18 protein-coding genes are annotated in these 21,328 nt (G+C 56.7%); 3 read left to right on the forward strand and 15 right to left on the reverse strand.

Annotated features, from left to right (window positions below; all coding sequences use genetic code 11):
• Positions 1–24 precede the first annotated feature (24 nt).
• The 9 genes from petA to AC2FJ6_RS18335 all read right to left on the reverse strand — a co-directional run bounded on the left by petA (position 25) and on the right by AC2FJ6_RS18335 (position 8,403).
• Positions 25–573: a ubiquinol-cytochrome c reductase iron-sulfur subunit gene (petA, locus tag AC2FJ6_RS18295; RefSeq protein WP_050605700.1), complete on the reverse strand. Its 549-nt coding sequence runs from the start codon at positions 571–573 to the stop codon at positions 25–27.
• Positions 574–898: 325 nt separating this feature from the next.
• The gene (locus tag AC2FJ6_RS18300; protein WP_170417934.1) at positions 899–1,177 is read right to left on the reverse strand and encodes a DUF2933 domain-containing protein; all 279 of its coding nucleotides are present in this window, start codon (positions 1,175–1,177) and stop codon (positions 899–901) included.
• On the reverse strand, positions 1,174–2,508 hold the full coding sequence (locus AC2FJ6_RS18305; RefSeq protein WP_255612171.1) for an APC family permease: 1,335 nt from the start codon (positions 2,506–2,508) through the stop codon (positions 1,174–1,176). Before AC2FJ6_RS18305 ends, AC2FJ6_RS18300 begins: the two co-directional genes overlap by 4 nt.
• Positions 2,505–4,790 (reverse strand): copper-transporting P-type ATPase, encoded by a 2,286-nt coding sequence (locus AC2FJ6_RS18310; protein WP_170418025.1) that lies wholly within the window; start codon positions 4,788–4,790, stop codon positions 2,505–2,507. The genes AC2FJ6_RS18305 and AC2FJ6_RS18310 overlap by 4 nt, the downstream gene beginning before the upstream one ends.
• Before the next feature lie 132 nt (positions 4,791–4,922).
• Complete coding sequence (locus AC2FJ6_RS18315) at positions 4,923–5,972, reverse strand: YncE family protein (protein WP_170417931.1); 1,050 nt, start codon at positions 5,970–5,972, stop codon at positions 4,923–4,925.
• Positions 5,973–6,104: 132 nt separating this feature from the next.
• Complete coding sequence (locus tag AC2FJ6_RS18320) at positions 6,105–6,464, reverse strand: DUF5676 family membrane protein (RefSeq protein WP_496669666.1); 360 nt, start codon at positions 6,462–6,464, stop codon at positions 6,105–6,107.
• 84 nt (positions 6,465–6,548) lie between these two features.
• Positions 6,549–6,917 carry a hypothetical protein gene (locus AC2FJ6_RS18325; protein WP_157054266.1) on the reverse strand — a complete coding sequence of 123 codons (369 nt, stop codon included), beginning with the start codon at positions 6,915–6,917 and terminating at the stop codon, positions 6,549–6,551.
• Positions 6,914–7,636, reverse strand: coding sequence for a TVP38/TMEM64 family protein (locus tag AC2FJ6_RS18330; protein WP_331252139.1), 723 nt, complete (start codon positions 7,634–7,636; stop codon positions 6,914–6,916). The genes AC2FJ6_RS18325 and AC2FJ6_RS18330 overlap by 4 nt, the downstream gene beginning before the upstream one ends.
• Positions 7,637–7,887: 251 nt before the next feature.
• Positions 7,888–8,403: an EF-hand domain-containing protein gene (locus AC2FJ6_RS18335; RefSeq protein ID WP_170417928.1), complete on the reverse strand. Its 516-nt coding sequence runs from the start codon at positions 8,401–8,403 to the stop codon at positions 7,888–7,890.
• Positions 8,404–8,575: 172 nt separating this feature from the next.
• Here AC2FJ6_RS18335 and AC2FJ6_RS18340 point away from each other — a divergent pair, with 172 nt between their 5' ends.
• Together AC2FJ6_RS18340 and AC2FJ6_RS18345 are read left to right on the forward strand one after the other, a co-directional pair.
• The gene (locus AC2FJ6_RS18340) at positions 8,576–9,301 is read left to right on the forward strand and encodes a response regulator (protein WP_170417925.1); all 726 of its coding nucleotides are present in this window, start codon (positions 8,576–8,578) and stop codon (positions 9,299–9,301) included.
• Positions 9,265–10,695 (forward strand): ATP-binding protein, encoded by a 1,431-nt coding sequence (locus tag AC2FJ6_RS18345; RefSeq protein ID WP_237217564.1) that lies wholly within the window; start codon positions 9,265–9,267, stop codon positions 10,693–10,695. The genes AC2FJ6_RS18340 and AC2FJ6_RS18345 overlap by 37 nt, the downstream gene beginning before the upstream one ends.
• Before the next feature lie 73 nt (positions 10,696–10,768).
• Here the strand turns inward: AC2FJ6_RS18345 and AC2FJ6_RS18350 are convergent, their stop codons facing one another.
• The 4 genes from AC2FJ6_RS18350 to AC2FJ6_RS18365 all read right to left on the reverse strand — a co-directional run bounded on the left by AC2FJ6_RS18350 (position 10,769) and on the right by AC2FJ6_RS18365 (position 17,697).
• On the reverse strand, positions 10,769–11,389 hold the full coding sequence (locus tag AC2FJ6_RS18350) for a class I SAM-dependent methyltransferase (protein WP_170417923.1): 621 nt from the start codon (positions 11,387–11,389) through the stop codon (positions 10,769–10,771).
• Between the two features lie 565 nt (positions 11,390–11,954).
• Positions 11,955–12,296 (reverse strand): copper-binding protein, encoded by a 342-nt coding sequence (locus AC2FJ6_RS18355; RefSeq protein ID WP_170417920.1) that lies wholly within the window; start codon positions 12,294–12,296, stop codon positions 11,955–11,957.
• Between the two features lie 29 nt (positions 12,297–12,325).
• Positions 12,326–15,505 (reverse strand): efflux RND transporter permease subunit, encoded by a 3,180-nt coding sequence (locus AC2FJ6_RS18360; protein WP_170417917.1) that lies wholly within the window; start codon positions 15,503–15,505, stop codon positions 12,326–12,328.
• Positions 15,502–17,697, reverse strand: a complete 2,196-nt coding sequence (locus AC2FJ6_RS18365) for an efflux RND transporter periplasmic adaptor subunit (protein WP_170417912.1) — start codon at positions 17,695–17,697, stop codon at positions 15,502–15,504. Before AC2FJ6_RS18365 ends, AC2FJ6_RS18360 begins: the two co-directional genes overlap by 4 nt.
• A gap of 123 nt (positions 17,698–17,820) precedes the next feature.
• Here AC2FJ6_RS18365 and AC2FJ6_RS18370 point away from each other — a divergent pair, with 123 nt between their 5' ends.
• Entirely contained in the window at positions 17,821–18,012 is a 192-nt protein-coding gene (locus tag AC2FJ6_RS18370; protein ID WP_170608328.1) for a hypothetical protein, read from the forward strand.
• Positions 18,013–18,314: 302 nt separating this feature from the next.
• Here AC2FJ6_RS18370 and cueR read toward each other — a convergent pair whose 3' ends face one another.
• Positions 18,315–18,701, reverse strand: coding sequence for a Cu(I)-responsive transcriptional regulator (cueR, locus tag AC2FJ6_RS18375; RefSeq protein WP_152460772.1), 387 nt, complete (start codon positions 18,699–18,701; stop codon positions 18,315–18,317).
• 15 nt (positions 18,702–18,716) lie between these two features.
• Positions 18,717–21,227, reverse strand: a complete 2,511-nt coding sequence (locus AC2FJ6_RS18380; protein WP_170417908.1) for a heavy metal translocating P-type ATPase — start codon at positions 21,225–21,227, stop codon at positions 18,717–18,719.
• Between the last annotated feature and the right edge of the window lie 101 nt (positions 21,228–21,328).

Consider the following 21,328-nt stretch of genomic DNA (forward strand, 5'->3'; position numbering starts at 1 on the left):
CTCTGAACAAAGTTCACCGCGCCGTCACCCAATTTTGACCCGTGTGTCGGTGACGAACTCGTAAGGGGGCAGATCGAGGTTGCGGGGCGCGGGGCCTTTCCGAATTCTGCCAGACGTGTCGTAATGTGAACCGTGACACGGACAGAACCAACCGTCCCAGTCTCCGGTGGGTTCGCTGCCGCCCTGCCCGAGTGGTATGCATCCCAGATGGGTGCAAACGCCAATAACTACCAGCCATTCCGGTCGCTGTACGCGCTCGGCGTCAGGTTGCGGGTCGATCATTGGTGCATCGTCTTCTGCTATCGCCAGCGCGATCCGCTCTTTAGTCCGGTGGTCGATAAAGATCGGCTTGCCTTTCCATTTAACAGTGATCCTCGTTCCTGGTCCGACACCTTCAAGATCTATGTCGACAACGGCTTGGGCGGAGATGTCTGCACTGGGGTTCATGCTGTTAACAAGTGGCCAGACCGCCGCGCCCGTGGCCACGATGGCGGCACCGCCGGTGACGAAGTATAAGAAATCGCGCCGAGTTTCAGGCTCTGAAGGTGCCTGTCTTTCAGAAAATTCAGACATATTGTTCCTCCTGTGCGTCAGGACGGGTTCATCGAATGATAGGACTCGGACGAGGTGGATCAGTCGCCTTGGTCCTCTTCTTCACCGCGATGCCCCATTCCCTATTCATCAGAGTGATCTTCGTCGGTGTCACCGTGCAATGCCTTTACAGTTAGTGCACCGGCCGTCAGGTGCAGTTCAGTTGCTGCTCTCCGAATTGGATTTGCTAACATGGCAATTTCCCTTCCTTATTGGGTTACAAATTTGTTCTGATCAGTTGGCCGTTGCTGCTCCTTGTTGCGCAGTGTTCTTGCCGCAAAGCCGCCAGCCATACAGGGCGCCGTTCTCAGTGTTTGCCGTGGCCGCGATGCATTAAGAAATGCATGCCCACGCAGACCAGCAAGAACAGCAACGGAGAACTGAGCAAAGGATAGAGTGTCTCGCGGTATTCCCAGCCCAGAACAGCGGCGCCCAACGCGATCGCAATGACAACCGGGAGCCAATTACGCTTGGCACCGTTGGCCGTCTGATCTTCGGTTTTGGGCGCTTCGGCCGTTACGTCAGAGCTGACCCTTTCGGTCGTCTCCTGTGTGGCGCGGGTTTCGTCGAAATTTGATTGGGTCATAGCTGATTTGTCTCCTTTTCGATGATCCATTGTTTGAGAAAGATGCGCTCATAGACGAAGACCAAGCCGATGCCAGCAACGGCATATACTACGATCATCGGGTCGGAGCGCAGCTTGAGTATTGTGAACGCGGTCAGGACTACGCAGTCCAGCGCCAGGGCGGTCAGCAAGACCCATCCACGGGCTTTGATCTGACCGCGCAAGCGTCGCCAGACACCCCAATGCACCGCCATGTCCATCACCAGGTAAAAGAACGCCCCCAACGAGGCGATGCGAGACAGGTCGAACAACACCGCAAGCAGGCCCGCAATCACGACCGTGTAGATCAGCGTGTGAGACTGGATGCTGCCCGTCATGCCGAAATGGCTGTGCGGGATCATCTTCATGTCGGTCAGCATCGCCAGCATCCGGGACACAGCGAAAACGCTGGCGATCAGCCCCGAGGCCGTCGCCACCATCGCCAGCGCCACGGTCAGGTAGAACCCGCCCTGCCCCAGCACCGGCCTGGCAGCCTCGGCCAGGGCATAGTCCTGCGCCGCGCGGATTTGCTCGGGCGGCAGGCTGACACCGACGGCAAGGGCGACCAGCAGGTAGACCACCGCGCAGATCGCGATCGAGATCATGATGGTGCGCCCGACATTGCGGTGCGGGTCGACGATCTCGGCCCCGCTGTTGGTGATGGTGGTAAAGCCCTTGAAGGCGAGGATCGACAGGGCTACCGAGGCGACGAACCCCAGCGGCGCGGCCGGTTCCGAGCCCTGAACCTGCCAGGTTCCGCCCGCAGCCCAAAGTGCGGCGATGCCGAATATTGCGATCCCGCCTATCTTGAGCGCCGACATGATGATCGACCACAACCCCACCGACCGGTTGCCCGACCGGTTCACCGCATAGGCAAAGACGATCAGCGCAACAGCGACCAAAGACACCAGCGGTCCGCTCTCGATGTTGAACGGGCGGAGCGCATAGGTCGCGAAAGTACGCGCGACGAGGCTTTCGTTGATCACCATCGACAGTGCCATCAGCAGCGAGGCCGCCGCCGCAACCGCCCCGGGCCCATATGCCTTGGTCAGGATCATGGCGATGCCGCCTGATGAGGGCCAGGCGTTGGACATGGCGATATAGGTATAGGCGCTGAAAACCGTCACCACGGCCCCGACCACGAAGGACAGCGGAAACCATGGCCCCGCCAGCCCGGCGATCTGTCCGGTAAGTGCAAAGATCCCAGCGCCAATCATCACGCCGGTCCCCATGGCGACGGCTCCGGTCAGCGAGATTGATCCGGGCTTCAGCGCGCCACTGGCGCCGTGGGTACTATGCTCGTGCGTGCTCAAATCTTCGCCCCCCGCAATCGCAGCGCATTCAACACCACTGAAATCGATGAAGCACTCATAGCGAAGGCCGCAAACATCGGGCTGATCAGGATGCCGAAAAGCGGGAACAGAAGACCCGCCGCCACCGGAACGCCCGAGGCGTTGTAGATCAGGGCAAAGAATAGGTTTTGCCGGATATTGCGCATGGTAGCGCGGGCCAGCCTACGGGCGCGCACGATGCCATCAAGGCTTCCGTTGACCAGCGTGAAGCCTGCACTTTCGATCGCCACGTCGGCACCGGTCCCCATGGCGATGCCCACATCGGACTGCGCTAACGCGGGTGCGTCGTTCACTCCGTCACCCGCCATGGCGACCTTTGCGCCTTTCTCCTGCAGTTCGCGAATTATGCGGGCCTTGTCCTCGGGCAGTACGTCGGCTCGAATCTCATCGATACCCAGACGTTCGGCCACCGCCTTTGCAGTGCGTTCGTTGTCGCCAGTCGCCATGATGATCCGGAAACCCAGTTCGTGCAGCGCCTTGAGTGCGGCTGGTGTTGTTTCCTTGACCGGGTCGGCGACGCAGACCAACCCCGCCACTGAACCATCAAGCATCACGAACATCACCGTTTCGCCGTCATCCCGACGCGCATTGGCCTTGGCCGTCAGTTCGGCCGCCTCGAGTCCGAGATCGGTGACCAGTTTCAGATTGCCGAGCGCGACGGGGCGGCCATCCACCGTGCCTTTCACGCCTTTACCAGTCACCGCCTCGAAGTCACTGGCGTCGGACAGGGCTACGCCACGTTCCTCGGCTCCTGTGACGATTGCCTCAGCTAACGGGTGCTCCGAGCCCTTCTCCAGCGTTGCGGCCAGCCGCAGCACCTCGACCTCGTCATGGCCAGGTTCGGGTAATACAGCCACAAGCTTTGGCTTGCCCATGGTCAGCGTGCCAGTTTTGTCGACGATCAAAGTATCGATCTTCTCGAACCGCTCCAGCGCTTCGGCATTTTTGATCAGCACTCCGGCCTGCGCCCCGCGCCCCGTGGCCGTCATGATCGACATCGGAGTGGCCAGGCCAAGCGCGCACGGGCAAGCTATGATCAGTACCGACACCGCTGCGATCAAGGCGTAGGAGAGCGCCGGAGCCGGTCCCCAAATTGCCCATGCAATAAAGGCCAGCGCAGCTATACTTATGACCGCCGGTACAAACCAGCCCGCCACTTTGTCAGCGTATTTCTGAATTGGTGCGCGCGAGCGTTGCGCGTTGGCCACCATTTCGACAATCTGGGACAGCATTGTGTCAGAGCCCACTCGGGTTGCTTCGATCACAAGGCTACCGGTGCCGTTGATTGTGGCCCCTGTGACCGGCTCGCCTTGTACCTTTTCGACCGGAACCGGTTCGCCAGAGATCATGCTTTCGTCAACAGATGAGCGCCCTTCGAGTACAATGCCGTCTACTGGCACCTTGTCGCCGGGGCGTACGCGAAGGCGGTCACCTACCTGTACTTCTTCAAGCGGAATTTCCTCTTCACTGCTGTCAGGGCGGATAATGCGGGCGGTCTTTGCGGCCATGTCCAGCAAAGCGCGGATTGCCTTTCCTGTGCCTTCGCGTGCCCGCAGTTCCATCACCTGCCCGAGCAGAACAAGTGTAACGATAACTGCGGCCGCTTCGAAATAGACCCCAACATGGCCTTCTGAATCTCGAAAACCGTCCGGAAATATGTGGGGCATCAATACGGCGACAACGCTGAACAGCCACGCGGCCGAAACCCCCATGGCAATCAACGAGAACATGTTCAGGTTCATGGTGCGAAACGAATTCCACCCTCGTTCCAGAAATGGCCAACCGCACCAAAGAACAACCGGAGTGCCAAGTATCAGTTCAATCCATAGGGTTGTTCGCTCACCAAAAATCTCTCGCACACCAGACAGCCCAACGTAGGGGCCCATCGTGAAAACCAAAAGTGGAAGCGTCAGAATCGCACCTACCCATAGGCGCCGGGTGAAATCCACCAGTTCCGGGTTCGGCCCCTCGTCCACCATCGCCGCGCTTTCCAGCTCCAACCCCATGCCGCAGAGTGGACAGGACCCGGGATGGGTTTGCCGCACCTGCGGATGCATCGGGCAGGTATATACGGGTCCGTCATAGCCTGTCGGAACGATGTCATATTCACCGTTCTCGTCCGTCGCGCCATGATGCGCGGAATGGTGGTGATGCGCATGCGCATCCACCTCGCCCTCGGGCACAAGGTGCATCCCGCATTTGGGACAGTCGCCGGGCCCAGATTGACGCACGTCAGAATGCATGGGGCAGACGTAAGCGACCTCGGTCGGGCCGTTCGCGTGGATTCTGATGTCGTGGTCTTCTGTCATGTTCTGCTCCCTGGTTTAAGCTTTGGTCGTAGAGCCGTTTAATTACGCAATGCCGGGCACAGTCCTTCAGGGCAGAACAACCATCTGGTGGCCCTCACCCAGTATCGGCATTTCGGTAATAGCCGTCAGGCTGACTTGATCGACGATCCAGACCTTCGGTTCGGTTCGGCTTGATACCATCACTTTGCCTGAGTTCGGTATGGTCGTCAGGTGATAAGGTGCCGGTGACAGGTTGGTCGAGCGCTGTTTGCCCGTAGCAAGATCAATCGACAACAACCGGTCGGTGCCTTTGGCGGCCACGAACAGTACGCCCTCGCGGTCGGACAGGCCGATCCCGTGCAACTCGCCTCCAATGTCATAGGTTTCGGTGACAGAACCGCTGGCAAGATCTACGCGGAAGGCCTTGCCACCATCACTGTCGGCTACGAAGGCGGCGCTGCCGGTGGCGTTAAGTACAAGATGCTCAGGGCCTTCGCCGACGGGCATGTTGCGTACGACGAAGCCTTTGACGACATCCACTTCGCTAAGTGTACCATTGCCGGTATTGGTGACATAGACCCTGTCGCCGTCAGGCGCGAATACCGCATAGTTGGGCATTGGCCCGGTTGCTACGAAACCAAGGAAGCTGAGCTTATCGAGATCGACGATCGAAATACCGTCACCGCCCGGATGGGTCGCCACCGCGAACCGCCCGTCGGGCGACACCGCAGTGTGATGCACCGCACCTGGAACCTCGATCTGGCGGACGACCTCGCGTGTTTCCGCATCAAGGATCGTCAGCAGGCTCCGCCCCTTGTCTTTGGGCAACGCAGTGACATCGCGCTTGGCGTGGTGCGCAGCGTGTTCATCCTTGGACATACCTTCGGGTTTTGGTGGCGTTGTGGCCTCGGTTTCTGCGTAGCTGCCCGCGACCAGGTACTTAAAGCCGGGCGCGCCGGCCAGCCCATGGACCGCCACGAGCCTCGGCAGCCGCTCGACGGTCTTGCCGGTTTCGGAGTCGATCACCAGAACCGAGTCCGCGCTGCCTTCGGGAATGAACACGGTTGCCGCCAGCGTGAGCGAAGGCGCAGTCAAAGCTGCGACGGACAGGCCTGCGGCCAGATTGAACAGGGTCATTTAGGTTTCCTTTCGTCAACTGAAACGCGCGCATTGGCGGGCACGTGCAGAAAAATCCGGTAGATGACGGCCATCAGGAAGGGCGTCAAAAGCAGGGTCAGAGCGATGGCCTTCATGGCTTTGTCCTTTCAATCAGTTGAGTTTTGTGCGAGCCGCAAAGACATTGAACAGTCCGCCGAACAGCAACGCGGCGTACCAGCCGTAGAGAAACGCCCATAACAGTCCCAACAGGAATGAGGGCAGGCTGAGCCAAGTCATTCCGGGCATCAGGCCGATCCAAGCCCGGTACATGGCAAAACTTGGAATGATCAGGTCAAAGGCCACGCACAGCAGGTAGGTTGCGGCCAGAAACAGGCTGAGCGCCCAGCCAAGGGTTGTCACCGGAACACCGGGATGATGTTCTTGTGTCCCCATCACACAGGGGCCACAGGTCAGGCGCAACAGTGCGAATAGCACCACGCCCGTGACGAAAAAGTACAGAATGGTAAGCATGGTAAGTGTCCTGAACTGAGTTGGGCCGCAATCAACGGCTTGGGCAAGACCCCGGAGCGATTCCGGAGCCATTGCCGGTCACGTTCAGGACAGGTTTGGCGGATGTGGTAGTGGTGCGACCGGCAGGCTTGCGCGTGGCCGGAACCGTTCTGGCGCCACGGGCGTAGCAATACGCATCGAGAGCAATTCAGGTGCCGCCATAACTGCCATCGCATAGCAGCCCGGGTGCACTGAGCAGTCTAATTCTTCTGATGGATGAGACGCGGGATACCCACCGCTGTCATCGATCACAAGCTCGGCCTGGGTGGCGGCCTTCGCGATGTCATGCCCGGCATGGGACGGCACAACAGAGATCAGCATCGAAACCACCAACGCACAGATCAACAGGACCTGCAGCCGGCCCATGGCTCGGGCCGTCCGTGTCGCAGTTGATATCCATTGTGCGCGGATCACTTAGGGTTTCCTCCATTCTCCAACAGTTTAGGGCCGCTTGGACCGGTCGCATTGATCTGGCTCAATTCGTGGTCTGAAGAGCCAACAGGCATCTTGCGTTTCCAAGCCAACCAGATAAGTGGCGCCCCCGTCAACAGCCCAAGCCCGATAACCGCAAGGCTGGTGCCGCCTGTCGCGGTTTCGGTAATCTGGCTGCCCAGATGGGCCAGAACGAAACTGGCCGGCAGGAGTCCAGCCAAGGTGGCCAGTGCGAACCGCCAAAATTGAAGTCGGGTCAGACCGGCGGCATAGCTGACCATGTCGAAAGAAACGAAAGGCATCAGGCGGCTGGTGAACACGGTCAACATCAGGGCATTCTGCGATCCAAGCAACCCCAAGTCCAGCTTGTCGCCGAACCACTGGCGCAGCGCGTCGCGCCCCAACCAACGGGCTATCAGGAACGCCAGCAGCGCCCCCAACTCCGCTCCGATAGCAACCAATGCGGTTCCCAGCCCATGCCCATATGCCACCCCGGCAGCGACAGCGATCGGAGCGCTGGGGATTGGGCTGGCAACCACTGCGGCTGTCATGAAGCCGATGATGACAACGGGTCCGAACGGGCCGGCCCAATCCACCCACGCAGTAATGACTTCGCGCGATAGTCCTGCGTCCAACGCGCCAGACAGCCACAACCAGATGGTGGCGATCAGCAACGCGATCAAAACCGCGATGAAAACCAAACGGCTATTGCTGTGCAGGCCCTCCAGCTTTCGTTCCTCCTATGACATAGCCCTCCACCCCTAAACGGGAGTGACGGATTCCGAGGTCACTTAGCGATGTATTTGATCAGCGCTACGATCGCCAGAACGATCAACACTGCGATCAGCAACATCCAGATCATTCCAAACCCCATTCCAGCGCCATAGCCCATCATCGCTTTGTTCCTCAGTGGTTTGTGCCGAGTGCGATGACCCGGCTACACGGTTGCGTTTCAGTTGTTGGTTTCAGAAGCCTTTGTCACAGGTTTCGAGGCCTTCATGCCGTGTTTCGGCGACATCGTCTTTGCGCCTTTCTCGATTTCCCCTGTGGTCACAACGCCATCGCCATTGGCATCAAGATGCTGAAATCGGTCCACCATGGTTTCGCGGATCATCCCGGAATGCAGCGCTTCGAACTCATCAATCGACAGGTTGCCATCTCCATTGACGTCATGCGCCTGCATCCGGGCCTTCAGACCTTCGGCGATCTCAGATTCGCTCGGGCGACCGTCCTCGTCCATGTCCAGAACCGCCAGCCAGTTGCCGCCCATCATCTGGCCATGCATTTTCACCATCATTTGCATCATGCCTGCGTGATCGCCCATCATGCCGCCGGGCGCACCCTGCATCATGCCGCCCTCATGGCCCTGCATCTGCGCGCTGCTGCCATGCTGACCGGCGGCAAGCGCGGGCAGCGCCATCAAAGTCGCGGCAATGGCTCCAGCGGCCAGCGTGAAGGTACGTTTCATGACTTTCACCTCTCGGGTTTTTGTTTCTACACAAAGCATATGGCCGCCCTCGGTCGCGCCACCACCCCCCTGCTCAACCCGGTTTGTATCGTTGTGTCGCAGCCCGCCCAACTGATACAAAGGGATACAAAAAAGCCGGGATTTGTACCGCGCCGGGGCTTATGATTGCGCCATGACTGAAGCACCACATATCTTGATTGTCGACGACCACCGCGAAATCCGTGATGCTGTCAGCCGCTATCTGGAAAAGAATGGGTTGCGCGCCAGTACCGCGCGCGACGCAACCGAGATGGACGCACGACTGGCGGCCGGTCGGATTGATCTTATCGTACTCGACATCATGATGCCGGGCGAAAACGGATTGTCGGTCTGTCGCCGCCTGTCCGCGGCCGGTGGCCCGCCGATCCTGATGCTGACAGCCCTCAGCGATGACACCGACCGTATCGTGGGTTTAGAGATCGGCGCCGATGACTACCTGCCCAAACCATTCAACCCACGTGAATTGCTGGCCCGGATCAAGGCGATCCTGCGGCGTTCCGAAACCACCGTCCCCCCGGCTGGCGATCTGAGCGGCAAACGGATCGCCTTTGGAAGCTGGGTTCTGGATGCCGACAGTCGCACCTTGATATCCGCCGAAGGGGCCGAAGAAAGTCTGACCACCGCCGATGTCCGGCTGCTGGCCGTATTCCTGCAGCGGCCCCGCAAACTCCTGTCGCGAGACGAACTGCTGGATTTGACCGCCGGCCGCAGCCCGCACTTGTTCGACCGTACGATCGACAACCAGGTCAGCCGCTTGCGTCGCAAGATCGAAGCTGACCCAACGCGGCCGAAGCTCATCACCACGATAAGAGGTGGCGGTTATTGCCTGTCGACCGACGTGAGCGAGCTTACGGGATGAAAGCCTTTGCCCAAAGTCTGCGCGGTCAGCTTATCCTTTTGATCATCGCCGCGCTGGCTGCCGCGCAACTGGTCAGCCTGTGGCTGTTCGTCGACGAACGCTCAATGGCAGTGCACATGGCCCTTGGCCTGGAAACCGCCGGACGCGCCGCAAACATCGCGCGGCTGATTGAAGAAGCTCCACCCGAGATGCACGACGCGATCCTGCGGGCGGCAAGTTCTCCACTGGTGCGTTTCAGCCTTACAGATACGCCCGCAGTCGATCACACCGGACATAGCGCTGGTGGGACGGTCGAAAACACAATCCGCAGAATTCTGCCAGGCTATGAAAACCGTCCCATCCGGGTAGAGTTGCATGAGTTCTCTCCCGATATGCTGCCGGTTGAAGGTGTTCCGTCTACAATGGCTGAAATGCACATGGCAATGATGCGTGATCACGTTTCCGCAATTGAAATGCAGCTGTCGATCGCTCTGACGACCGATCAATGGCTCAACGTGGATACCCGGTTCCATAACCCTCCTCTGCAATGGCCTTTGCAGTCCTTCGTCAGCTTCGGTTTCACTGCAACTTTAATTCTTGGAGCAGCCATTTGGTTTCTACTGACACGGCTGACCGGCCCGTTGCGCCGCCTGTCACTGGCTGCAGACCAGTTTGGTCGCGGTGAAGACGTCCAGGAACTGACGGTTTCTGGTCCGACCGAGGTGCGAGATTTGACGCAGGCGTTCAACCATATGCGTGATAGGCTGACTCGCTATGTTGCCGATCGGACCAGACTATTGGGGGCGCTGGGTCACGATTTGCGGTCGCCACTGACGGGATTGCGGGTTCGCGCCGAACTGGTGGAGGAAGAGGAGACCCGTGACCATCTGATCGAGACCATCGAGGAAATGCAGGAGATGGTGGACTCCACCCTGTCATTTGCCAAGGGCGTGGCCACGCGCGAACCTTCCAGTACCGTCCCAATTGGTGAATTCGTAACCAAAACGACCGAAGACATTGTGCAAGCCGGTGACACGGTTGAAGTATCGGTCGCAGACAATCCGGCCGTCACGCTTCGGCCGATGCTGATGAAGCGAGCTCTGCGCAATATCATTGAAAACGCCTGCCGGTATGGTGCCCGGGCCAACGTCTCAGTCATGCAAGAGGGGAATGAGGCAAAAATATTGATCCAGGATCAGGGGCCCGGCATCCCCGAGCATATGCTCGATGCGGTATTCGACCCATTCGTGCGGCTTGAAACATCCCGCTCGCGAGAGACTGGCGGAACCGGCTTGGGGCTGTCGATCGCACGTACGATCATCCAGTCGCACGGTGGCACGATAGAATTGCTAAACGGGGAAACTGGCGGCTTGTGCGCTAAGGTGGTTCTGCCAGTTTTTGAGGGCCAAACGTAACTTGTGAACACAATCGGCATGCCCCGAAAGCTTATTGGAAGCGTACCGCTTTGGGCCAGTTTCAGGTGTGGGCTCAAACGCAGCGGCGGAGAACACTGAACTGGAAAGACTGACTTTCCCCCCAAGAGGTTTGGTGCAGGTGATGGCGATGCGCGACGAGTTCAAAGTGTTCCTCAAAAAGCACGGCGATATCGCTCGGACTATAGCGGGCGACAGGGAGACCACTGCAAGTCTCCGGCCCATCAAGTGCAAACGTAGCAATGATCACATGGCCGCCAATTTTTACCCCTTTCTTCACGCTTTCCAGATAGGCCGCGCGTTGCGATGTATCCACGAGAAAGTGAAAAACCGCCCTATCATGCCAGACGTCATATCTGCGATCGGGGACCCAAGAAGTTATATCTGCAGAAATCCAAGTGACTGTTTCAGCGGCGCGCCCCAACCTTTCCCGGGCCGTGTCCAACGCGACCTGCGATAGATCGAGAACTGTCACGTCATGGAGCCCCTTCGCAAGCAACGCTCCAGCAAGACGAGATGTACCTCCACCAATGTCGATGACGGATGAAGGCTTAGACACTCTGATCAACTCGATGAGTTCAAGCGATATCTCTGGATCATCCTCGTGCCAACTCAATTGGGTGTCAAACTTCTCGCCATAGACATCGTCCCAGTGCTCTCTTGTGTTAGCTGTCATGTCGTATCGTTTTCCCAAGTCGTCGCCCTGGAGATATCCTCATTTTGACCGCTCCGCGCTGCGTTTTCGACTGAAGCAAAAACCAACAAGGCAACGCCCCAGACAATTCGACGCTGGTCCGTTGAATGGCCGCGTGAAGTCATCTCGGCGACAATGTAGTACACACATTCCAATTGTGAAATGTTTTAGGTGGGATTTGCTTGTCGGTCAGATTTCCACTGGGCTGCGCAAGTAGCTCCAGAATTTTGCGCAGTTTAACTGCAGTGGCGCGGGCCGGAGATACCGAAGCGTTGGCAGTTTGTGTACTGCTTGCCTGGATTGCTCTGTTCAATCAGTATAGCCGGAAGATTTTCTGAGCTTTGGAGCTTCAATCAGTCAACGAATTGCTTAAAGCGCCTTTAACCGACAATGGACTGATAACTTATGAGCAGAGCCACAGATCGTTGAAATACGATTTGGTTCTTGAGTGGCTCCTACTCCATTTCTCTTAGTTCATAGAATTTCCTACAGTCGTTGAAACGGCGAACAATCACATCATTGGTGAATAGCTGCCGCATCAACAGACTCAGTTTTTCATGATCGCGCCGATCGCATACATACCATCATCGCTTTTGACCAACATCAGTGTGACTTCGTCACCTGCGCTGATCTCACCCATCATCTGGGCATTCTCAAGAAGCTGCAAATCCATCGTCATCGCGGGCCACCCGATCTCGGGGATCGGATCATGGCTGACGTTAGCGGTTTCGTCGCCAATTGAGTTCACCAAAGCCTTTGCGTGGACCGCACCTTCCATCTGTTCGGAAGACATGGGCATGTTGGAATGGTCCATGCCGTGGTTCGTTTGCGCGATGCCGGATGTTGTAGACACGGCCAATAGGGCCAAAATTGCAGTCAAAGTTTTCATCAGATGCTCCTGTTTCAAGGTTGTGGGTATTATTCTGCCGGAAGCGCAGGGGGCACTTCCTGGATCGTGTGGGAGATCTCTCGGTTCACGCGATTGAGCGCGAGCCGTTTCCAAATCACGAATATTGCGGGAATGACAAAAAGCGTAAGAAGGGTCGCTGTCACCATGCCCCCAATCATCGGCGCAGCGATCCGCTGCATGATTTCAGAGCCTGTACCGGTGCCGTACATGATGGGTATCAGTGCTGCAAAGATCGTGGCTACAGTCATTACCTTCGGCCGAACCCGAAGAACGGCTCCTTCGAACACCGCGTCTTCGATATCGTCACGTGTCAGCTTTCGCTGTTCCGATTGCGCCAGCCCTCGACGTTTCTCCCAAGCAAGATTGAGGTACAACAACATGACAATCGCTGTTTCCACGGCAACTCCCGCCAGCGCGATGAAGCCCACGAGCACAGCAATTGAGATATCGAAGTTAAGATACCATAAGAACCAAACCCCACCTGCCAATGCGACCGGGAGCGCCGCAAGAATTATCCCGACCTCAATCACCCGATTGAACGCCAAGAAAAGCATGAGCGTGATAATTAGCAGGGTTGCAGGAGCAACGATCGTCAACCTGTCCTGCATTCTCTCTATGTACTCATACTGCCCTGACCAAGTCAGCGAGTAACCTGGAGGCAGGTCGACCTTTTCTGTAACCACCTCTTGTGCTTCGGCCACATAGCCGCCCAGGTCGCGCCCCGCGATGTCGATGAACACGAACCCAGTTCGTCGAGCGTTCTCTGATCGTATCATTCCCGGCCCGTCAACTATTCGAATATCGGCGAGAGCGGACAGTGGCACATGAGCACCCGACGGCGTGACGACAGGAAGATTTTCGAGCCGTTCCGGGCTGTCTCGCCATGCCTGAGGGTACCGAAGGTTTATAGGAAACCTCTCCAGCCCCTCCACAGATTCCGACACTTGCATACCGCCAATTGCGGTCTGCACTACGTCCTGAACTTCTCGAACACTCATCATGTATCGGGAGGCGGCATCTCGTTTGACGTCGATTTCGATGAAACGCCCGCCAACAGGTCGCTCTGCGTAGGCGGAAGCCGTTCCATCAATATCAGCGACCGCACGCTCTACTTCGATCCCTATATCTGTAATGACCTCCAAGTCGGTGCCGGATATTTTGACACCGACAGGAGTACGGATACCTGTCGCAAGCATATCGATGCGGTTCTTGATAGGTTGGATCCAAACATTTGTAACGCCCGGAACCTGAACGATACGATCGAGCTCATTCCGGATTTTCTCCATTGTCATGCCGGGGCGCCATTCTTCTTCCGGCTTGAGTTGGATTGTGGTCTCCACCATCGTTAGAGGTGCTGGATCGGTTGCAGTCTCCGCACGCCCAACTTTACCGTGAACAGTTTCGACTTCAGGCACGGTCGCGATCAGGCGGTTGGTCTGCTGCAGTACCTCACGGGCTTTTCCCGTCGAGATCCCGGGGTAGAAGCTCGGCATGTAGAGAAAATCACCTTCGTTCAACTCGGGCATGAATTCAGAGCCAATTCTCTGGTACGGGTACCACATGGACGTCACCAGAACGCCGGCCAACAGTGTTGTTGCCCATGGCCAGGCAATTGCCGCGTCCAGAAATGGGCGGTACACGAACACAACCAAGCGATTTAGCGGATTTTTTCGCTCCGGTAGAATACGCCCCCTTACAAAGTAACCCATCAAGACCGGAACCAGCGTTATCGAAAGGATGGCGGCTGCAGCCATGGCGTAGGTTTTGGTATAAGCGAGTGGCGAGAAGAGCCTACCTTCCTGATTTTCCAGAACGAAAACAGGCAAAAAACTAACCGTGATAATCGCCAGAGAATAAAAAAGGGCTGGTCCCACCTCAGAAGCGCACTCTTGCACAATCCGCCATCGGTTCTCTGCTGTGAGCTTTTCTTTTTCCAACCGCCTGTGCATCGCCTCGATCATCACAATCGATGCGTCGACCATCGCACCAATAGCGATGGCTATGCCGCCGAGCGACATGATGTTTGCGTTTACTCCTTGCGCCTTCATCAGAATAAATGCGGCAAAGATTCCCAGAGGGAGCGACAGAAGAATTACGAGGGATGACCGCAGATGAAGTAGAAAAGCCGCGCACACAAGAACAACGACAATGAATTCCTGCGTCAGTTTCTTCTGGAGGTTATCGATAGCACGCTCGATCACACCAGATCGGTCGTAGGTCGTTATGATTTCGACCCCCTCCGGCAGGTTTGAGCGCAACTCTTCGATGCGCGCCTCCACCGCTTTGATCGTTGCCAACGCATTCCCACCCCATCGCAGAATGACTACTCCACCAACCGCGTCTCCTTGCCCGTCGAGTTCTCCGACACCGCGCCGCATTTCCGGCCCCAGACGGATTTCAGCGACGTCTCCAAGCGTCAGAGCGGCGCCACGGTCGTTGACCATCAACGGCGCGCTTGCAAGGTCTGACAATTCGTCAATGTAGCCCGAGGACCTGACCATGAATTCGGCTTCCCCCATCTCAATGACGCTGCCGCCCGTCTCGCGGTTGGCCGCCTGAATAGCCGTCCTCAATTGTGCAAGTGTTATGTCATAGGCACGTAGTTTGTTTGGGTCGACGACGACCTGGTACTGTTTGACCATTCCGCCGATGGTGGCGACTTCTGAGACGCCTTCCACGGCTTGTAATTCGTATTTCAGAAACCAATCCTGCAGAGTCCTGAGCTGAGCCAGATCATGATTTCCGGTTCTGTCAACCAGCGCATACTGATAAATCCACCCGACCCCAGTCGCATCAGGGCCAAGTTGTGGTGACACGCCCTCAGGTAAGCTGCCGGTAATCTGGCCCAAGTATTCGAGCACACGCGACCGAGCCCAGTAGAGGTCCGTCCCGTCCTCAAAGACAACATATACAAAGCTGTCTCCAAAGAACGAGAACCCGCGAACGTCTTTTGCACCGGGTACGGCCAATAGGGCTGTCGCAAGTGGATATGTGATTTGGTTTTCGACAACTTGAGGCGCTTGCCCGGGATATGGCGTGCGAACAATTACCTGGACATCCGACAGATCCGGGATTGCATCAACCGGCGTCTCACGAATGGCCCAAATACCCGCAACTCCTATCATGAATGCGAGGGCCAAGATGACGAACCTGTTGGCGAGCGAAGAACGAATGATGGCCGTGATCACTGCGTAACACTCCCATCAAGCGCGACCTCTAACAGCGTCATCGAAAAGTCGGGATTGCGGCGAAGGATCAAAGAAACATCAATCCCTACAGGCAAGTTAGAAACCTCAATCCCCTCCGCAACCGGGAAATCCATGGTCATGCCCGGCATGCCGATCTCAGTCATCGGACCGTGTGTTACGTTCGCGGTACGCGCGTTCGGGTCGATACTGTTAATCCGGCCAGAAACCTGAAGTGGCGGTGCAATAGGCGTTGCCGCAGCCAACACCATTGTCATGCCATCTGCACGCGCGAAAGTCAGAGTCATTTCAGAACCGACTTCGAGCATGCTTGTGTCCAATGTAGGTTCTAATGGGAAATCCATGGTCATTCCGGGCATGCCAATCTCAGTCATCGGCCCGTGAGTGATGGTTGCCGTTCCCGCCTCAGCATTAACGAGGTTGATCGTGCCGGTGACTACAATCGGTGGAGCAGAAGGCGTGTCGGTTTCTTCGGGTTCAACGGAATCCGTCGGCGGCGAGCCCTCTTCGCGAATTGCCACAATCGAGAACATCCCCCCTTCTCCCTCAGCCAGATCAAACTCAATTGGCATGTCGATTGGCACGGTAGTGAGATCTACTCCTACAACAGGCAAATCCATTGTCATGGCGGCCCAACCGAGCTCGGGGATCGGTCCGTGCTCAAGCGTCAATTTGCCGTCTGAAGTGACGGCGCGCGCGATTCCGGCACCAGTTCCGGCAATACCATCGTCTGGTGCAAGCTCCATCAGGCTCAGAAGCCCATCCGCACCCCGTGCGATCACGAAAGCGACTGCGTCGCCTGCACTCAAGCTGTCGAGCGAAACACCAGACCTCACCGGAAACTGCGAAGTCATTGCGGGCCAATCGAGGCTTTCGAGAACATCGTGACGAACAGTTGCCATACGATTTTGGGCATCGAGTGAAACCAGGGTGCCTGCCCCGCGTGCTGGTTCGGTATCCGTTGGTGCCATTCGGGTGAAACCGGCGCTCAAAGCACTTTCACTGTCGATTAGAAACTGTGCGGATGCGACAACTTCCTCACCAGGTTCAAGCCCTTGCAGAACTTCTGTTCGACCCCCCTCGCCGAAACTGTCTCGAAGACCTGTAGTCACCAGTCTCGGGCGAAAAGTACCATCGCCTGTTTTTAAGATGACGCGTTCCGCCGAACCGGTACGAATTAACGCCTCTGATGGAACAGTGAGAACATTTCGGCTTTCATCCGGTATAAGGCTAACACTGCCAAACATGCCCGGCCGCAGCACGCCGTCGGTGTTATCGAAACTAAGCCTTACGGGAAGAGTTCGGGTTTGCGGATCAAGCTCAGGGTAAACATAGTCGATGTCGCCTTCGAAGGTGCGACCGGGTAGGTGCTCGAACCTTGCTATCGCGCGCATATCTTCCGACAAACGTGCAATATCTCGTTCAAATACATCAACGATCAGCCATACTTCAGAAAGATCGGTTACCGAAAAAGCAAGCGTGCCTGGCTGCAGGTACATGCCATCGGCGGCATTCAGAGCTATGACGACACCGTTTTGAGGTGCCTCAATTTCCACATTTCGAACCAACTCACCGCCCGCCTCAATCTCAGCAACCTGACGAGCGGACATACCGTGGCTGATCAACTTATTGCGCGCCGCGTCCAAAATCCGCGGGTCACCAGCTTCGACTGCGCGTACAAGATCGCCGGTCGCAGCTGCGATCAGTGGTGAAAAGAGTTCAAATAAAACTTGCCCCTTCTCAACGCGATCACCGACCGCTCGAACTTTCAGTTGCTCAATCCAACCTTCAACACGCGTATGAACGTGATTGGTCAGGTGTTCGTCAAAGCCGACGAAACCCACCGTTTCGATGCGAGGTTCGATATCAGTCATGCGTGCAACCGCAGTTCGCACACCAATTGCGTTGATTTCCGCAGCGCTCAGGGTGACTTCTTCAGGGTCGCCGGTAGGTTCCTGCCCAGAATAAACCGGGATCAAGTCCATACCCATCGGCGATTTTCCAGGTCCAGGCTGCCGAAAATTCGGATCCATCGGTGCTACCCAATAAAGGACCTCTGGTTCGTTCGACTGGCCCTGATCAATTGGATTCAGGTACAGTCTTTCAAGAAAGACACCTCCACCCAGGCCAATCGCCAAGGCAAGTACTGATAGTGCCGCATATCTTCCACGCATAATAATCTCCTGACGGTCGCAGTGCATGCTCGAACCGAAACAACATGAAAACCCGCGCTGACGGGCCTGTGGATGTTAGGAGATTTGTGGAGGACGATCGGGCGTCAGAGGCGCTTGAGAGTTGTGGATGTCGGAATCCATGTTACGGTTTTTCTGGCCAAAAGCTTCAGCCAAAACCGCAAGTCCTACGTGGGTCGGATATTCGCCAACACAACAGATACCGGAATGACATTCTCCGCTGTGATTTACGTGGCTATCCGTGTGGATTTGGCCAGTCGTCGGATGCAAACCGCTATGGTCGTGTTTGAAGTCTGATGACTTTGCAGCCATTGAAACGCCGTGAGGCTCAGAGGTGCTACTGTTTTTGACGTCACTGCTCGCGACCACAACAGTGCCGACGAAGGTCATCGCCAAGCAGACGCATGTCAGAAACGTCATTCGCAACACTGAGAAAAACTTCCACTTCATCCCGTGCAGTTAGGACGAACGTAACGAGTGTTCAAGCCAGTCGGAGGAAAAAACAGGTGAGTTGGTGCGCTGTATCGAAATGAAGCGGATTCCCGCGAATACACGTAACAAACTGCCAAAATAGGAGGCAGTTCATACGATGAGCGCATCTAAGTTTGGCCGAGGTTCTTCAGGATCGGGCAGTCGGGACGGTGGTCTCCGGCACATTCATCGATTAAATGAGACAGTGTAGCATGCATGGCCTTCAGGTCCGCGATCTTGGCATCTATTTCTTTTAGGTTCTGTTTGGCGATATCCTTCACGTCCGCGCTTGCGCGTTCTTTGTCCTCGTACAACGCCAGTAGTGAACGGCAATCCTCAATGGTAAAGCCCAATGAGCGGGCCCGCCCGATGAAGGCCAGTTTGTGCAGTTCCTTTTCGTCGAAATGTCGATACCCGTTCAGACTGCGCCTGGGTTTGATGAATCCGATATCCTCGTAATAACGGATGGTTTTGGCAGGCAGACCCGAACGTTCTGCTACATCTCCGATATTCACAGCGGTTCTCCTATTCTATTCAGCAGGCGCTGATCGCAGCGCCTGCTCTTCATTCTGCGAGATCTGTTCTCGCCCAACTTTGATCGGCTTAACCCAGCGCAACCGCAGCGCGTTGGTCAGGACAAATACACTGGACAGCGCCATGGCACCTGCAGCCAAAACCGGCGACAGCAACGGGCCGCCAAACGGATAGAGCACCCCCGCTGCAACCGGTATGAGCAGCGTGTTGTAGCTGAAAGCCCAGAACAGGTTTTGGCGGATGTTACGCATGGTGCGCTGACTAATATCGAAGGCGTTGACCACGCCTGTCAGGTCGCCTGACATCAGAACGACGTCAGCCGCCTCGATGGCGATGTCAGTGCCTGTCCCGATCGCAATTCCTACGTCAGCCGCCGCCAGAGCGGGGGCATCATTGATGCCATCACCCACAAAGGCCAGTTTTCCGCCATTTGAGCGCAGATCTTGCAACGCGGATACTTTACCCTCTGGCAGAACCTCGGCCACGACATGATCGATGCCAAGCTGCGCCGCGATGGATTTGGCTGTAGCGGTATTGTCGCCGGTAATCATCGCTACTTTCAGCCCCAGTCCGTGCAAAGCTTCAATTGCGTCTGGCGTGGTGGTCTTGATTGGGTCCGCCACGGCGATGACGGCTGCGATAACTCCGTCTACGGAGGCATAAAGTGGAGTCTTTCCGTTGATTGCGAGTTCAGCGCCCCGATCAGACAACGCGCCCATTTCAACCCCTTCGCGACTCATCAGGCGGTCGGCCCCGATCAGGATTGTATGGCCTTCGACTGAGGCGCTTACCCCGTAACCGGTGATCGACGTGAAGTCTTCTGGCTTCGAAAGCTCCAGACCACGGGTTTCAGCCGCGCGCACGATGGCCGTGGCGATCGGATGTTCGGATGTGACCTCAACGGCAGCAACAAGGCGCAGAACCTCATCCTCGGCCAATCCTTCGGCCACAATCAGGTCGGTCAGCTCCGGACGCCCTTCGGTCAAGGTCCCCGTCTTGTCCACCGCAACAACGGTGGTTTCCTGCAGCATTTGCAAGGCGTCGCCCTTTCGAAACAGGACACCCATCTCGGCCGCGCGGCCGGTGCCGACCATGATTGAGGTGGGTGTGGCCAACCCCATGGCGCAGGGGCAAGCAATGATCAGTACCGCAACCCCGGCTACCAACGCCAAGCTGAGCGCAGGATCGGGTCCGAACAACATCCAAACCAGCACAGTCATTACGGCCACAGCGATCACTACCGGCACGAACCACAGCGTGATGCGGTCAACCAAGCCTTGAATCGGAAGCTTGGCACCCTGTGCTTGTTCGACCATTTGAATGATCTGGGCCAACATAGTGTCTGCGCCGATCTTTTCAGCCCGGTACGTCAATGCGCCCGCGCCATTAACTGTTCCGCCGACCACAGTTGCGCCCTCGGTCTTTTCGGCAGGAACCGGCTCGCCGGTGATCATGCTTTCATCGACATATGACGCGCCGGTCACTACGGCACCATCCACCGCGATTTTTTCGCCCGGTCGAACGTGCACAATATCCCCTACAACGATCTGCTCGATCGGTAGCTCGACAACCGATCCGTCGCGCTCAACGCGCGCTGTTTTTGCCTGCAGACCGACCAGTTTTCGGATCGCTTCACCAGTTCGCCCCTTGGCGCGCGCCTCGAGGAACCTCCCCAGCAATATGAGAACCACGATCACCGCTGCGGCCTCGTAGTAGACGTTTGCGGTTCCGGCGGGAAGAACACCCGGCGCAAAGGTGGAAACAAGCGAGAACCCATAAGCCGCCGAAGTGCCCAGAGCCACCAGAGAATTCATGTCCGGCGCGCCTTTGAACAAGGAAGGGAATCCCTTAGTATAGAACTGCAAACCTGGCCCAAAAAGAACGATCGTGGTTAGAAGGAATTGCAGGTAATAGCTGTTCTGGATGCCGATCGTGCTCGCTATCAGGTGGTGCATGCCCGGAATAACATGCGAGCCCATTTCAAGGATAAAGACCGGCAAAGCGAGCAAGGCGGCAAAGCTTGTTCGCCGGGCCAATTGGCGAATCTCTTTGGCTTTGCGGTCTTGTGGTTCGGTCTGCGTCGCGGATCGCAGGCTCGCCGGATAGCCAGCAGATGCCGCAAGCGCCGCGATGGCTTCGGGTGTTGTGACTCCCTCAGCATAACGTACAGTTGCACTTTCGGTGGCCAGATTGACCGACGCGGACAAGACGCCATCATCTGCTTGCAATGCCCGTTCAACGCGCCCCACGCACGATGCGCAGGACATGTTCTGAATATCCAGCGTTACCTCTTCCGTCCGTGCCAGATATCCGGCGCTGTTTAACGCATCAGCAATGGCCGCTTTATCGGCTGGATCGCGGAAATCGACCTGAACGCTTTCGCTGGCGAGATTAACCGAAGCGGCATCTACCCCTGGCACATCTTTCAACGCGCGCTCAACCCGCCCTACGCAGGACGCACAGCTCATACCCTGAACTTGAAACCTTGCATGTGAAATTTCAGTCATATTGTCACCACCAATGTTCTGCTGACGGGAAACATAAGGGTTCCAGCAAGTGGAAGGTCAAGGGATGGGGCTGACTTTCTTTGCCACTAATTTTGACGATC

The organism is Ruegeria sp. CDSA089, assembly GCF_059612205.1.

Bases quoted from the DNA above. Each gene is read 5' to 3' on its own strand.
- petA (WP_050605700.1), bottom strand. From the start codon at position 573: ATGTCTGAATTTTCTGAAAGACAGGCACCTTCAGAGCCTGAAACTCGG.
- AC2FJ6_RS18315 (WP_170417931.1), bottom strand. From the start codon at position 5,972: ATGACCCTGTTCAATCTGGCCGCAGGCCTGTCCGTCGCAGCTTTGACT.
- AC2FJ6_RS18340 (WP_170417925.1), top strand. From the start codon at position 8,576: ATGACTGAAGCACCACATATCTTGATTGTCGACGACCACCGCGAAATC.
- AC2FJ6_RS18320 (WP_496669666.1), bottom strand. From the start codon at position 6,464: ATGCTTACCATTCTGTACTTTTTCGTCACGGGCGTGGTGCTATTCGCA.
- AC2FJ6_RS18300 (WP_170417934.1), bottom strand. From the start codon at position 1,177: ATGACCCAATCAAATTTCGACGAAACCCGCGCCACACAGGAGACGACC.
- AC2FJ6_RS18355 (WP_170417920.1), bottom strand. From the start codon at position 12,296: ATGAAAACTTTGACTGCAATTTTGGCCCTATTGGCCGTGTCTACAACA.
- AC2FJ6_RS18365 (WP_170417912.1), bottom strand. From the start codon at position 17,697: ATGCGTGGAAGATATGCGGCACTATCAGTACTTGCCTTGGCGATTGGC.
- AC2FJ6_RS18310 (WP_170418025.1), bottom strand. From the start codon at position 4,790: ATGCATTCTGACGTGCGTCAATCTGGGCCCGGCGACTGTCCCAAATGC.
- AC2FJ6_RS18380 (WP_170417908.1), bottom strand. From the start codon at position 21,227: ATGACTGAAATTTCACATGCAAGGTTTCAAGTTCAGGGTATGAGCTGT.
- AC2FJ6_RS18350 (WP_170417923.1), bottom strand. From the start codon at position 11,389: ATGACAGCTAACACAAGAGAGCACTGGGACGATGTCTATGGCGAGAAG.
- AC2FJ6_RS18335 (WP_170417928.1), bottom strand. From the start codon at position 8,403: ATGAAACGTACCTTCACGCTGGCCGCTGGAGCCATTGCCGCGACTTTG.